Genomic DNA, 12617 nt, shown 5'->3' on the forward strand with positions numbered 1-12617 from the left:
CAGCCCGCAGGGCGGCCCTGACGGAGTCCTGCCCTCGAACTGCCGGCCCCCGCTGCCCGGAACCCACCCAGCCGCCTGCCGCCTGCCGCCTCGCGTAGCCCTTCCCGGACTCAGTCGTCGTTCGCTGGGCCGTCGCCGCTCTTGGCGTCACCACCTTGGAAGTGCAGAAGGGCCCAGAAAGCCACGCCCACGAGAAGTGCGGCCAGCAGCACTCCCCAGTCGATCCACTGAACGAGCGCCGTCACGAGGACGAGCCCGACCGCCGAGACGATGAGGCAACCGACGCATCCGTTGGCCGCCGTGACAATTCCAGGTTCCCTGCTCATCGTGCCCCCTGCTCTGTTGCCGTGAGCATAGAGACCTGTGTTGCGGACGCCCACGGCGTCCGTGTCAGACCTTCGCGATCGTGGGTCGGTTCAAGCGGAGCCGACGTGCGGGAATGCTGACCATCAGGCGGAGCAGACGGAGAGCGGAGGGGAGCGCCCGGCACGTAGGCGCGCAGGCACGAAGAAGCCCCAGGACCATTCCTGGGGCTTCCTCGTGGGCCGTGGACGCGGGTCCCGGTCGCTGCTGCCGTCGGCTACGACGCCGGCGTCACGTCCGTCAGCTTCCAGCGCTGGTTGGTGCCCGAGTTGGGGATCCACAGGCCCACGCCCGCGCCGTCGTTGGTGGACTGGCCGCCGACGTCGGCGAGTTGGCCGGTGGCCGCGTTGACCAGGGTCCAGGTGGAGTCGCCGGTGGTGGAGAGGATCCACTGGGTGGCGTTGTCGCGGGTGCCCGTGTCGGGCTCGGCGACCAGGGAGCCGCCCCGGACCGCCAGGCGCTTGTGGGAGGCCGCCTCGGTCAGGACGTAGCGGGTGCGGTTGTCCGTCGGGCCGGTGCCGACGCGGTCCAGGCTCCACCGCTGGGCGGCGGCGGTCGCGTTCGGGTTCTTGATGACCAGGCTCTTGCCGTCGGCGGCGAGGGCGAGGTTCTTGCTGCTCTGGACGCCGGTGAGGGTGTAGGTGTGGTCGTCCTGCAGCTCGGCGGCGGAGGCGGCCACGCCCGAGACGTGGCTGATCAGGAACGACGTCACCGACTGGGCCGGGACCGTGATCGTGGCCTTCTTGTCCCTGACGTCCACGGCCTTCTGGCGGACCAGCTTGCCGGAGGCGTCCGTCACCACCGGGGTGACCCGCGCGTGCTTGCCGACGTCACCGAAGCGGGAGAGGTCGAGCGTCACCGCGCGCGGCGCCGTCGTGCTGTTGACGTGGACGACCGTCGCCTTCTTGCCCTTCTTCGCGACCGCGGCCGTGCTGGAGGTGTCGTCGGTCTTGATGAGGCGGTCGCCCGGCTTGATGTAGTGCGTGAAGTTGCGGGCCGTGTCGAACTTGGTGTTCGTGTAGATGGGGCACGACTTCAGCGTGTCCGACGACTTGCAGGAGAACGACAGCTGGATGGAGCCCCAGTTGCCGCCCTTCGCGGACTCGCCGCCCGGCTTCATGTTGTCGTAGTCCTCGACCGGCTGCCAGAACACCCAAGCCTGGGGCTCCAGTTCGCGGAGGTCGTTGACGATCTGCTGGGCGAGACCCAGCCCCGGGCGCATGTCGGTGAAGCTCTGGCCGTCGCCCCAGTCGCCCTCGACCTCGCTCATCCACAGCGGCTTGTCGGCGGCCTTGGCGAGGTCACGGACCATGGTGCGCTGGCCGGTGCCGTAGGTGTGGACGTTCATCTGGCCGACGAGGTCGCGGACCTCCTGGGGGTAGGAGTTCCAGTTCGTGGCGAAGATGCTCGGGTTGGTCTCGTCCATCGCGGAGATCTCCGCGTCGGTACGGGACTTCTTCAGCACCGGGGCGAGTGCCTTGATGACCTTCTGCTGCAGCTCCGGGCCGATGTGGGCGCCCTCCTGGCGGCCGCCGGTCGGCTGGCCGTCGGCGCCGAGCTTGGTTCCCCAGTAGTTCGTGTTGGGCTCGTTGAAGGGGTCGAGGGTGTCGACCTTGATGTGGTGCGCCTTCTCCAGGCGCTCGGTGGCGCCGACCAGGTACTTGGCGAAGTCGTCGACCGAGTCGGCCTTCAGCTGGTCCTTGGAGGAGTCGAAGCCGCCGGAGACGTAGCCGCTCTCCGTCATGAACCACGGCGGGGAGTTGCTGAAGGTCTCCCAGTGGTCGATGTCGTTCTTGATGCGGTCGACCCACCAGCGCTGGGTGGCGTCGGCGTCCTTGTTCCAGTCGTTCTTGTCGTCGGCGTCCCACCAGTCGACGTCCGTGCGGGTGGTGCCCGCCGGGGCCTTCCACCAGCCCTCGACGGCGCCGCCGGCCCGCAGGTAGTCCTTGACGTCGGGGGCATTGCCGCCGCCGATGTTGTAACGGGCGATGTTGAGGTCGAGGCCGTCCTTGCCGAACAGCAGGTCGGCGAGCTTCTCGCGGACCGCCGGGGGGTAGTCGCCGGTGGCGTTGGCGAACCACACCAGGCTGGTGCCCCAGCCCTCGAAGCCCTCGGCCTTGTAGGAGGGGTCGGGGCGGACCGTCACCGAGGCGACGGCGGCCGACGTGTCGGCGTGCGCCATCGGCAGGGAGGTCGTGGCCATGACCGTTCCGGTGGCCAGGGCCGTGACGCCGATGGCCCCGAAGAGCCGTCTCGTACGGGTGCGGTGTGCCATTCGAGTACTCCAACTCTTCCGTGTGTCACGTCCCGGCGAGACACGGAGAAAGGGGCCGGCGTTCAGCGTGGTGCGGTTCCTGCGAGGCGTGCGTTCTGCCGCTGTTCAGGCGTGTACGAAGCGGTTCGGCACGCCCTCATGAGGTTTGCGTGGGTCTGGCGCTCAGTGGATGTTTACGTAAACATCCACTGAGGCGGATGTCTACACTGTCCGAATCGCGGCGGTCAAGGATGCGTAAGAGATCGACACGGCGTTCCGGGTGTGCCGGATGGGGCGCGAGGGCCGGACCAACGGGCGGACGACCGGGTACGGAACCTGGCGGCCACCCGGGTACGGAACCGGGCAGAGAACCACGGAAGAGTCGGGGGAGATCAGGTGGACGCGACCGACGGTCGTAGCACGAGGAGACGCTCCGCCCGGCCCCGGCAGGGGCCCTCCATGGGTGACGTCGCGCGGCTCGCCGGTGTCTCGTCGCAGACCGTCTCCCGGGTGTCCAACGGGTTCGCCGGGGTCAACGAGGACACCCGGCGCCAGGTGCTCGCCGCGATGCGGGAGCTGGGGTACCGGCCCAACAGCGCCGCGCGGGCACTGCGGCGCGGGGAGTTCCGGACGCTCGGCGTGATCACCTTCTCCCTCTCCACCCTGGGCAACATCCGCACCCTCGACGCGATCGCCACGTCCGCCGCGCGCGAGGGGTACGCGGTCACGCTGCTGCCCGTGGCCGTGCCGACGCAGGACGAGGTGAACGGGGCGTTCTCCCGGCTCGGGGAGCTGGCCGTGGACGCCGTCATCGTCATCATGGAGGTCCATCTGCTCGACGCGGCGACCGTGTCGGTGCCGCCCGGGGTGCAGGTCGTGGTGGCGGACTCGGACGCCGGGGACCGGTACACCGTCGTCGACACCGACCAGGCGGGCGGCGCGCGGGACGCCGTACGGCATCTGCTGGAGCTGGGGCACGGGACGGTGTGGCACCTGGCAGGGCCCGAGGACTCCTTCGCGGCGCAACGGCGGGCCAACGCCTGGCGCGCCACGCTGGAGGAGGCCGGACGCCCGGCGCCGCCACTGGTGCGGGGCGACTGGTCGGCGGAGTCGGGGTACCGGGCCGGGCTGCGGATCGCCGAACAGGCGGACTGCACGGCCGTGTTCGTCGCCAACGACCAGATGGCCCTCGGGCTGCTGCGCGCCCTGGACGAGTGCGGGCGCCGGGTCCCCGAGGACGTCAGTGTCGTCGGCTTCGACGACATCCCGGAGGCCGCGTCCTTCCTGCCGCCCCTCACCACCGTCCACCAGGACTTCGCCGAGGTGGGGCGGCTGTGTGTGCGGGGCGTGCTCAGCAAGATGCGGGAGGGCGCGCAGGAAGGGGCGGCCGAGCACGGGACGACGCTCGTGCCCACACGGCTCGTACGGCGGCGCAGTACGGCACCGGCGCCGACGGCCGGCCCCTGAACCCGCTCAGCGCCCGCCCGGCACGGTCGGCCGCCCGGGCTCGTGCGGCTGCCCCTGCCGCTCGTTCCAGAGGCGGGCGAGTTCGTCGAGTGCGCGGTGCGTGCGGGCCAGTTCCCAGAGCAGGTAGCAGGCGGCGCCGGCGAACGGGAACCAGGCGCCCCAGTGGAAGACGAGCACCGGCATGGTCAGCAGGCCCACCAGGACGACGAACCTGAGCAGGACGGCCGCGTAGGGCTGGTCACGTTCGACCATGGCGTCCTCTCCCCGGGCGGGGACCCACCGTAAGCGCGACCTCATACCTGCCCCCTCGCCTCATGGGGCCCCCACGGGCTCCTCGGGCTCCGGACCATCCTTGCGTTCGCCGTCGCGGGAGGGCCAGTGCGCGGTTGTACAGGTTTCTTCACACAGCGTGCGCTCCCTGTGGGGAGGCGGCGCCGGCCGGGGCGTCGCGCGTCGGGATCGCCGTTACGGTGGGGGGTCGTGACGGGGTTACGGGGTGTGCGCGCGGCGCGCGGGTGGTGGGAACGGGGACGGGCGCTCGGGGAGGCTCATCCGTGGGTGGTCGACGGCGGGGTCGCGCTGCTGGTGCAGGCGGCGGTGACGATGCCGTTCGTAGTGCCCCGGGCGGGCGGGCTGCCTGCGGCGACCTGGGCGGCGTACGGGCTGACGACGCTGACCGTGGTGCCGCTGGTGTGGCGGCGGCGGGCCCCGCTCGCCGTGCTGCTGGCCGTCCTGGCCACCAGCTTGCTGTACAGGCTGGCGCTGGACGGGCCCGGACAGCCGCTGCCGTACAGCGGACTGGTGATCGTCTACACGGTCGCCGTGCTCTCGCCGCCGTGGAAGCGGCTGGTCACCGGAGTGCTGGTGCTGGTCGCGGTGCCGGTGGGGGTGGGTCTCAACAGCCGGTCGGCGCGTGAACTGACCTTCTCCGCCTTCGTGTTCGCGGCGGCCTATGTCTTCGGACGGCTGACCGACGCCCGGCAGCGGGCGCACCGCGTCGAGGCCGAGCGCGCCGCCGCGCGCGAGCGGGCCCGGATCGCCCGCGAGATGCACGACATCCTGTCCCATGCCGTGAGCCTGATGATCGTGCAGGCGGAGGCCGGACCGGTGGCCGTACGGACGGCTCCGGAGCGGGCCGAGGCCGCCTTCGACGCGATCTCCGAGGCCGGCCGGGACGCCATGGTGCAGCTGCGGCGGATGCTGGGCGTGCTGCGGGAGGGGTCCGAGGAGAGGGCCGCGGAGGGGGCCGGGGAAGGGTACGGGGAAGGGCGCGCGCCTCGTGAGCCGCAGCCGGGGGCCGGGGATCTGGCCGGGTTGCTGGACCGGGTGCGGGGCAGTGGGCTCGACGTCGTGCACGAGGTGGCGGGGCGGGAGCGGCCGCTGCCTGCTGCCGCCGGGGCGTCGGTGTTCCGGATCGTGCAGGAGGCGCTGACGAACACGGTCAGGCACGCGGACGCCCGTACCGTCCGGGTGCGGCTGGTCTACGGGGACGACGAGGTGCGCGTGGAGGTGACGGACGACGGGCGCGGGCCGCGGGCCGGGCACGGCGGCGGTCACGGGCTCGTCGGCGTGCGGGAGCGGGCGGCCGCGCACGGGGGTACGGCGGAGACCGGGGCGGGACCCGGCGGGCGGGGGTTCGTGGTGCGGGTACGGATACCGGTGGCGCCCCTCGCGGGCACGACGGCCGCGGCGGAGGTGGGGAGGTGACGATCCGGGTGGTCGTGGCCGACGACCAGGAGCTGGTGCGCAGTGGCTTCGCACTGATCCTCGACGTCCAGCCGGACATCGAGGTGGTCGCCGAGGTGGGTGACGGGGCGGCGGCGGTCGAGGCGGTGCGGCGGCACCGCGCCGACGTGGCGCTGCTCGACATCCGGATGCCCCGGATGGACGGGATCGAGGCGTGCCGGGCGATCGGTGCCGAGGGTGTCGGGCAGGGCGGCGACGGAGACGGGGCCGGCGGTAGGGGTGGCGGCTGCCGGGTCGTGATGCTGACGACCTTCGACTCCGACGCGTACGTGTACGAGGCGCTGCACGCGGGGGCGAGCGGGTTCCTGCTGAAGGACGTCCGGCGGGACGATCTCGTGCACGCCGTACGGGTCGTGGCGCGGGGCGACTCGCTGCTCGCGCCGTCCGTGGCCCGGCGGCTGGTGGAGCAGTACACCCGGCCGCCCGCCGCCCGGGCCCCGCGGTCCGACCCCCGGCTCGGCCTGCTGACCGGGAGGGAGCGGGAGACGCTGTTGCTGCTGGCGCGGGGGCTGTCCAACGCCGAGATCGCCGCCGAGCTGGTCGTCAGCGACCACACGGTCAAGACGCATGTCGGCAACGTGCTCGCCAAGCTCGGGCTGCGGGACCGCGTCCAGGCGGTGATCTGCGCGTACGAGACGGGTCTGATCGCGGCGGGGGACGCGCCGCGCGGGGCCGCCGGTCCCCCGGCCGGGGGAGTTTCCCGGCCCGGGGCCTCCCCCGCGTAGGCGAGGGGGTGACCGCGGCCGCCCGTCGAAGACCCCCTGTGCGGGCGATCCGCGCAGGGCCGCGGGTCAGCAGGATGGAGCCGTCGAGAGCGACCGCGCGGTCGCGAACACCGGCTCACATCAACGGAGTTGCCCATGAAGCGCGCCACCCGCACCCTGCTCGCCGCCGCCTGCGTCCTGGGGGCGGTGACGGGTCCGGCGGCCCTGCCGGCCGCCGCGTCGCCCGCACCGGGCGGAACGGTGAACACGACCGCGCCGCCACGGGCGGACCCCGGCACGGCGCGGACGGATCCCGCCACCGCCGCCCTGGAGGCCGCCGTCGCCGGACTGCCCGCCGCCGACACCACCGCGGCGCTCGTACGGGTCGGGGGCACCGACGGGGTGTGGCGGGGCAGTGCGGGGGTGCACGACCTGACGAGCGGGCGCGCGGCCGATCCGCGTGCCCGATTCCGGGTGGGCTCCGTGACCAAGGTGTTCACGGCGGCCGTGGTGCTGCGGCTGGCGGAGGAGGGGAAGGTGGACCTCGACCGGAGCGTCCGCGCGTATCTGCCGGACCTGATTCCGGCCTCGTACGGTGGTGTCACCGTCCGGCAGTTGCTCGATCACACGCACGGGATCCCGGCGGCCGACTTCCCGGGGTCGACGGTCGAGGAGTGGTACGCGAACCGATTCCTGGTCCACGACCCGGTGGCGATGGTGCGCTCGGCCACGGCGAAGGAGCGGGAGTTCGCGCCGGGTGAGCGGCAGCACTACCTCAACATCGGCTACACGATCGCCGGGCTGCTGGTGGAGCGGGTGACCGGGGATGCGTACGAGCGGCAGCTGGCCCGGCTGGTGCTGCGGCCGCTCGGGCTGCGGGACACGTACGCCCCCGGGGCCGACCCGCGGATCGCCGGCCCGCACAACCACGGGTACCAGCGGATGACGCTGGACGACGGGACGACCGGGCTGCGGGACGTGACCGTGTGGGGGGTGACGGACGGCTGGGCGGCCGGGGACCTCGTCTCGACCACGGCGGACCTGGAGCGGTTCACCGACGCGCTGTTCCGGGGGCGGATCGTGCCGCGTGGGCCGCTGCTGGAGGAGATGTTCACGGTGCCGAAGGTGACGACCTTCCCGGGTGGCAAGCCGGCCGAGTACGCCGTCGGGCTGGCCAGGAAGGTGCTCGGCGGGCGGGAGGTGTGGGGCAAGACGGGCGGGCGCTGGGGCTACAACGCGGCCGTCGCCTCCACCCGGGACGGTTCCCGGACCCTCGTCTACAGCGTCAACTCCACGGACGCCAAGGGCCGGGACGTGAGCCGGGTGGCCCTCGATCTGATGGTCGCCGCCTACGGGCCGCCGTCGTGACCGGCGCCCGCCGCCCCGATCCTTACGCGCCAACTTCCTTGAATATAGGACCAGTTACGGACCTGAGATCACGACCGCCACTAGCATCGACCCATGCGATTTCGTCGGAGCCATGACAAGAGCACCCTTGATCCGGCCGCCCTGCCCCGTGATCCACGGGCCGACGAGTATCCGATGCCGAGCGTGCCCCACGGGTGGTACGGGGTGCTGCGCAGCAGGGAGTTGCGGGCGGGGAAGGTCGTCAGCCTGCACTACTTCGGGCGGGCACTGATCGCGTTCCGCGGGCCGGACGGGCGGGCGGCCGTGCGGGACGCGCACTGCCCGCACTACGGCGCGCACCTGGGCGTCGGCGGGAAGGTCGTGGACGGGACGGTGCAGTGCCCGTTCCACGGGTGGCGGTTCGGAACGGACGGGCGGTGCGTGGAGGCGCCGTTCGCCGCACGGACCCCCAAGGTGTCGATCGGCGGGTTTCCGGTACGGGAGCACAGCGGGCTCGTGTTCGTGTACGCCGGGCCGGGCGAGCCGGCGTGGGAGGTGCCGGAGATCGGGGAGACGGGGTCCCGGGACTTCGCCTCGCCGATCGACGACGTCTGCCGGGCGCGGATCCATGTCCAGGAGATGCGCGAGAACATCGTCGACGAGTCCCACTTCCACTTCATCCACGGGCAGAACGAGCCGCCGGTCCAGCGGTGGCGGGAGGACGGACCGTTCGCCGAGGCGCGGGGGACGATCAGCAGGCGGGTGTTCGGCTGGAACATCGACAACACGTTCGACTCGTACATGTACGGGCCGGGGGTGATGGTCGTGCGGGTGCACGGGCCGGTGCTGTCGGTGACGGCAGTCGCTCTCACCACGCCCGTCGACGACCGCACGAGCGAGCTGCGAATGCTGTACTACCTCCGCAAACCGGCCTGGCTCCCCTTCCTCACCCCGCTGTTCAAGCTGGTCTTCCGGGCCGAGGCGCTGGGCGAGGTGCGCGAGGAGGTCCGGATCTGGGACCACAAGATCCACCAGCCTCGGCCGGTACTGCTGCCGCACGAGAAGGGGATCAGGGCGTTGCGGCGGTGGTACGCGCAGTTCTATCCGGGGCCGGGAGAAGGAGTGGTCGAGGGCTCGGCCAGGGGTTCGGGGGAGGGCTTGGCCGGGGGTGCGAGGGGGGACTTGGCCGGGGTCTCGGCCGAGCAGGCGCCGGGCGGGGCGGACAGGGATACGGCTGCCGGGGCGCCCAGGGGCACGACCGGCGGACCGGCGGACGGCACGGGCAGAGGGCCGGTCGACCACCCGGCCGGGGGCAGCACCGAGAGCTCAGCGGAAGGCGCGTCGCAGGAAGCGGCCTAGGCCCTTCTGGCGCCCCGTGTCGAGTCGTGATCATCGGGTGGCCCTGGTGAGGTCTTTGATCCAGATCATCGAGGCGTGCAGGTGGAGACCGGCGAGGTAGCTGTCGGGAGTCCTGTCGTATCGGGTGTCTCACCGTCCCGGTTCCGGCCTCCGGGTACGTCACGCTCTGGGGCGGGTGAGGCACGTGCAGCCGACGTGAGCCGACCGGTGCGCTGATGTCCGGGCGGGGACTCATGGGACATGGCCCGGCACCCCGGCTCAGGTTGCCGGGAGGATACGGCGCGTTTCGTAGGCCCACATCGCGATCTCGACCCGGTTGCGGGCGCCGAGTTTGGCCATCAGGCTGGCCAGATGCGTCTTCACCGTGCTGAGGCTGATGTGCAGTGCGTCGGCGATCTCGGTGTTGGTCAGCCCGCGAGCGACGGCGAGGAGCACCTGCTCCTCGCGGGCGGTGACGGGGGAGACGGGCTGGGCCACGGGTCGGCCGGCGGGCAGGTCCGCGAAGGTCTGGAGCAGACGGACGGTGACGCTGGGCGCGATGAGCGCCTCACCGTCGGACGCCGACCGTACGGCCTGCGCCAGAAGGTCCGGTCCCGTGTCCTTGAGGAGGAATCCGCGGGCGCCGGCACGCAGTGAGCCGTAGACGTACTCGTCGAGGTCGAACGTGGTGATGACGACCACGGCCAGCGGGTCGGCGACGCCCGGGCCGGCGACCAGCCGGGTGGCCTCGAGGCCGTCGAGTTCGGGCATGCGGATGTCGAACAGGCACACGTCGGGGCGTAGTTCGCGGGCCAGGCGCACCGCCTCCCGGCCGTCGGCGGCCTCGCCGACCACCTCGATGCCGGGCTGGGCGTTCAGCATGATCCGCAACCCGTAGCGAATGATCGCCTGGTCGTCAGCGACGAGGACGCGAATGGACACCGCTCTCGCTCCTCGCTCTCGGCAGTTCGGCTTCGACATGCCATCCCCGGTCGGCACCCGGGCCGACTCGTAGGGTGCCGCCGAGCAGGGTCGCGCGCTCGCGCAGTCCGGTGAGTCCGTATCCGTCGCGCCCCCGGCCGGTACGCCGGCCGTTGTCGTGCACGCTCACCCGTACCGTGTGCCGTTCCGCGGCGACCCGAACGACGAGCTCGGTCGCGTCGACCGCATGGCGCAGCGCGTTGGTCACCGACTCCTGCACGATCCGGTAGACGGCCGCGTCCACGGCCGGGGGCAGCGCGTCCAGTTCGCCGTCGAGCCCCAGGTCGACCCTGAGGCGGCCACCCGGGGTGCGCACCAGGCGCTCCAGATCGGCGACTCCGGCAGGGGGCGCCAGCTCGGCGCCGACTCCGCGGTCGCGCAGCGCGGCGACCATGGCGCGCATCTCCTCCAGCGTGCGCGCCCCCTCCTCCTCGACCCCCTCCAGCGCCTTGACGGCGGCAGACGGGTCGGCGTCCGCGAGCACCCCGCCCGCCTGGGCGATGATCACCATGGCCGACACGTGATGGGCCACCGTGTCGTGCAGTTCCCTGGCGAGCTGCTCGCGCTCGCGGGAGCGCACCTGCTCCAACTGCCGCTCGCGAGCGGTCATCCAGAACCGCACGGCGGCCCCGAACACGCCGGGCAGCAGCAGGAAGACCAAGCCCGCGACGTTCTCGACGACCGGCGTGTCGTCCGTGACGGAACACAGCACGCCGGCCGTGAGGATCACCGCGCCGCCCAGCACGATCTCGCGTCCCGATCCCCACCGGGGCAGCGCGTACACGAGCACGAGCACGACCACGCCGGTGTACAGGCCGACGGGCTCGCGCGGAGCGGCGACCAGCGAGGCCACCTGAAGCAGGCTCACCGATCCGAACGCCAGCGTGACCATCGCCAGGGGGCGGGTGCGGCGCCACAGAGGCAGCAGGCACAGCCATACGGCGAACACCACCGCCACCGGCCGCCACACGACGTTCTCGCGCAGGGTGGCCTCCAGCGCCACACCGGCAAGGCCCGCGGCGAGCAGCGCCCAGTCCCGCCACACGCGGGCGGGCGCGTCGGGCGGACGGGGTTCGGTCCACAGGGTTCGCAGGTCGTCTCGCAGCACGGTTCTCAGCCTAGGGACCGCGGCGCGGTGCGCATCGGCCGAAAGGACGGGTTGTCACTCCGCCCCAGGGCCGACGGATCCGCGGCCCGCGGGCCGATGCCGCGGAGCGCCGTGGCGACGAGCCTCGGCATCGGCGGCCGTACAAGGACGGCCGACGAGGTGGTTGGAGGACCCGATGCTCTCGAAAGCCCTGCTGCGCCTGGGCGCAAGCGCCGCCCGCCATCCCTGGCGGGTGATCGCGGCATGGCTGGTCGCCGCCACGCTCACCGTCCTCGCCGCCGTCGCCTTCGGCGGGCGGACCGCGGACTCGATGACCGCTCCGGGACTGGACTCGCAAAAGGCCGCGGAACTGATCGAGCGGGCCCGCACCGGCCAGGAGGGGATGACCGCCCACGTGGTCGTCACCCCCCTCGACGGCGCTGCGACGTTCTTCGACCACGACAGCGCGCGCACCGCTCTCACGCGGCTGCAGACCGAGGTGGAGCGGCTGCCGCACGTGCTCGGCACGAGCGACCCGGCGGGCACACTCGACGCACGCGGGGACACCACCGTGCGCGGCGGCCTCGTCTCGGCCGACGGGCGGATCGCGGTCGTCCGGGTGCAGTACCCCGACCAGAGCCGGCTGTCGGCGAACGACCTCGACGCCCTCGTCGATCTCGGCGACCGGCTGCGCGCCGAACTGCCCCTGCGCATCGAGATGGGCGGGAACCTCTTCTACGCCTTCTCCGACCCCGACGGCGGCGCGAGCGAGCTGATCGGCCTCCTCGCCGCGGCCGCGATCCTGTTCCTGGCGTTCGGTTCGCTCGTCGCCGCCGCGCTGCCGATCGGCATGGCGGTCTTCGGACTGACCGTCGGAGTCGCCACGATGACGGTACTGGCGGGGGTCACGGACGTCCCCACCTTCGCACCGGTCCTGGGCAGCATGGTCGGGCTCGGAGTGGGCATCGACTACGCGCTGTTCGTGCTCTCCAGGCACCGGGAGTACCTCGCGCGCGGGCTCGATCCGCACGAGGCAGCCGGACGAGCGGTGGCAACGGCGGGGCGGCCGGTGGTCTTCGCCGGCGGCACCGTCGTCGTGTCGATCCTCGGCCTGGCGGTCGCGGACGTGCCGTTCATGACGGTGGGCGGGTTTGCCGTCTCGATCGTCGTCCTGATCATGGTGCTCGCGTCGGTGACGCTGCTGCCGGCATTCCTCGGCGCGGCGGGCCCGCGCCTGGCCCGCGCCGGCCGGATCGGCCGGGCACTGCGGGCCGGGCGGTCGGGTCGCCTCGGCCGACGACGCCACCCGGCGGCGGGCACCACCCACGCC

Annotated in this window: 11 protein-coding genes; 6 read left to right on the top strand and 5 right to left on the bottom strand. The window is 72.5% G+C overall.

Features of this window, described 5'->3' with window-relative positions; genetic code table 11:
• Positions 1 to 110: 110 nt before the first annotated feature.
• Both ACFU5F_RS33110 and ACFU5F_RS33115 read right to left on the bottom strand, forming a co-directional pair.
• Entirely contained in the window at positions 111 to 326 is a 216-nt protein-coding gene (locus tag ACFU5F_RS33110) for a hypothetical protein (protein WP_383895384.1), read from the bottom strand.
• 254 nt (positions 327 to 580) lie between these two features.
• Entirely contained in the window at positions 581 to 2638 is a 2058-nt protein-coding gene (locus ACFU5F_RS33115; protein WP_383895390.1) for an RICIN domain-containing protein, read from the bottom strand.
• 438 nt (positions 2639 to 3076) lie between these two features.
• On the opposite strand from ACFU5F_RS33115, the gene ACFU5F_RS33120 reads away from it, so the two are divergent.
• Positions 3077 to 4084 (top strand): LacI family DNA-binding transcriptional regulator, encoded by a 1008-nt coding sequence (locus tag ACFU5F_RS33120; protein WP_383895392.1) that lies wholly within the window; start codon positions 3077 to 3079, stop codon positions 4082 to 4084.
• Between the two features lie 6 nt (positions 4085 to 4090).
• Here ACFU5F_RS33120 and ACFU5F_RS33125 read toward each other — a convergent pair whose 3' ends face one another.
• Positions 4091 to 4336, bottom strand: a complete 246-nt coding sequence (locus tag ACFU5F_RS33125; protein WP_383895394.1) for a hypothetical protein — start codon at positions 4334 to 4336, stop codon at positions 4091 to 4093.
• 228 nt (positions 4337 to 4564) lie between these two features.
• On the opposite strand from ACFU5F_RS33125, the gene ACFU5F_RS33130 reads away from it, so the two are divergent.
• From ACFU5F_RS33130 to ACFU5F_RS33145, 4 genes are all read left to right on the top strand, one after another.
• Positions 4565 to 5791: a sensor histidine kinase gene (locus tag ACFU5F_RS33130; protein WP_383895396.1), complete on the top strand. Its 1227-nt coding sequence runs from the start codon at positions 4565 to 4567 to the stop codon at positions 5789 to 5791.
• Positions 5788 to 6555, top strand: a complete 768-nt coding sequence (locus tag ACFU5F_RS33135; protein WP_383895398.1) for a response regulator — start codon at positions 5788 to 5790, stop codon at positions 6553 to 6555. Before ACFU5F_RS33130 ends, ACFU5F_RS33135 begins: the two co-directional genes overlap by 4 nt.
• A gap of 135 nt (positions 6556 to 6690) precedes the next feature.
• Positions 6691 to 7902, top strand: coding sequence for a serine hydrolase domain-containing protein (locus tag ACFU5F_RS33140; RefSeq protein ID WP_383895401.1), 1212 nt, complete (start codon positions 6691 to 6693; stop codon positions 7900 to 7902).
• A 93-nt stretch (positions 7903 to 7995) separates the two neighbouring features.
• Positions 7996 to 9240 (top strand): Rieske 2Fe-2S domain-containing protein, encoded by a 1245-nt coding sequence (locus ACFU5F_RS33145; RefSeq protein WP_383895403.1) that lies wholly within the window; start codon positions 7996 to 7998, stop codon positions 9238 to 9240.
• A 258-nt stretch (positions 9241 to 9498) separates the two neighbouring features.
• On the opposite strand, the gene ACFU5F_RS33150 is transcribed toward ACFU5F_RS33145, so the two are convergent.
• Positions 9499 to 10161 carry a response regulator gene (locus ACFU5F_RS33150; protein ID WP_383895406.1) on the bottom strand — a complete coding sequence of 221 codons (663 nt, stop codon included), beginning with the start codon at positions 10159 to 10161 and terminating at the stop codon, positions 9499 to 9501.
• Positions 10136 to 11308, bottom strand: coding sequence for a sensor histidine kinase (locus ACFU5F_RS33155; RefSeq protein ID WP_383895409.1), 1173 nt, complete (start codon positions 11306 to 11308; stop codon positions 10136 to 10138). The genes ACFU5F_RS33150 and ACFU5F_RS33155 overlap by 26 nt, the downstream gene beginning before the upstream one ends.
• Before the next feature lie 175 nt (positions 11309 to 11483).
• Between ACFU5F_RS33155 and ACFU5F_RS33160 the strand changes: the two genes are divergently transcribed.
• The coding region (locus tag ACFU5F_RS33160) for an MMPL family transporter (RefSeq protein ID WP_383895412.1) at positions 11484 to 12617 on the top strand (1134 nt) is incomplete at its 3' end.

This window comes from Streptomyces sp. NPDC057438 (genome assembly GCF_042802995.1).
GTDB lineage: Bacteria > Actinomycetota > Actinomycetes > Streptomycetales > Streptomycetaceae > Streptomyces.

Coding starts and splice junctions, on each gene's coding strand:
- ACFU5F_RS33120 (WP_383895392.1), top strand. CDS start 3,077: ATGGGTGACGTCGCGCGGCTCGCCGGTGTCTCGTCGCAGACCGTCTCC.
- ACFU5F_RS33115 (WP_383895390.1), bottom strand. CDS start 2,638: ATGGCACACCGCACCCGTACGAGACGGCTCTTCGGGGCCATCGGCGTC.
- ACFU5F_RS33125 (WP_383895394.1), bottom strand. CDS start 4,336: ATGGTCGAACGTGACCAGCCCTACGCGGCCGTCCTGCTCAGGTTCGTC.
- ACFU5F_RS33145 (WP_383895403.1), top strand. CDS start 7,996: ATGCGATTTCGTCGGAGCCATGACAAGAGCACCCTTGATCCGGCCGCC.
- ACFU5F_RS33140 (WP_383895401.1), top strand. CDS start 6,691: ATGAAGCGCGCCACCCGCACCCTGCTCGCCGCCGCCTGCGTCCTGGGG.
- ACFU5F_RS33110 (WP_383895384.1), bottom strand. CDS start 326: ATGAGCAGGGAACCTGGAATTGTCACGGCGGCCAACGGATGCGTCGGT.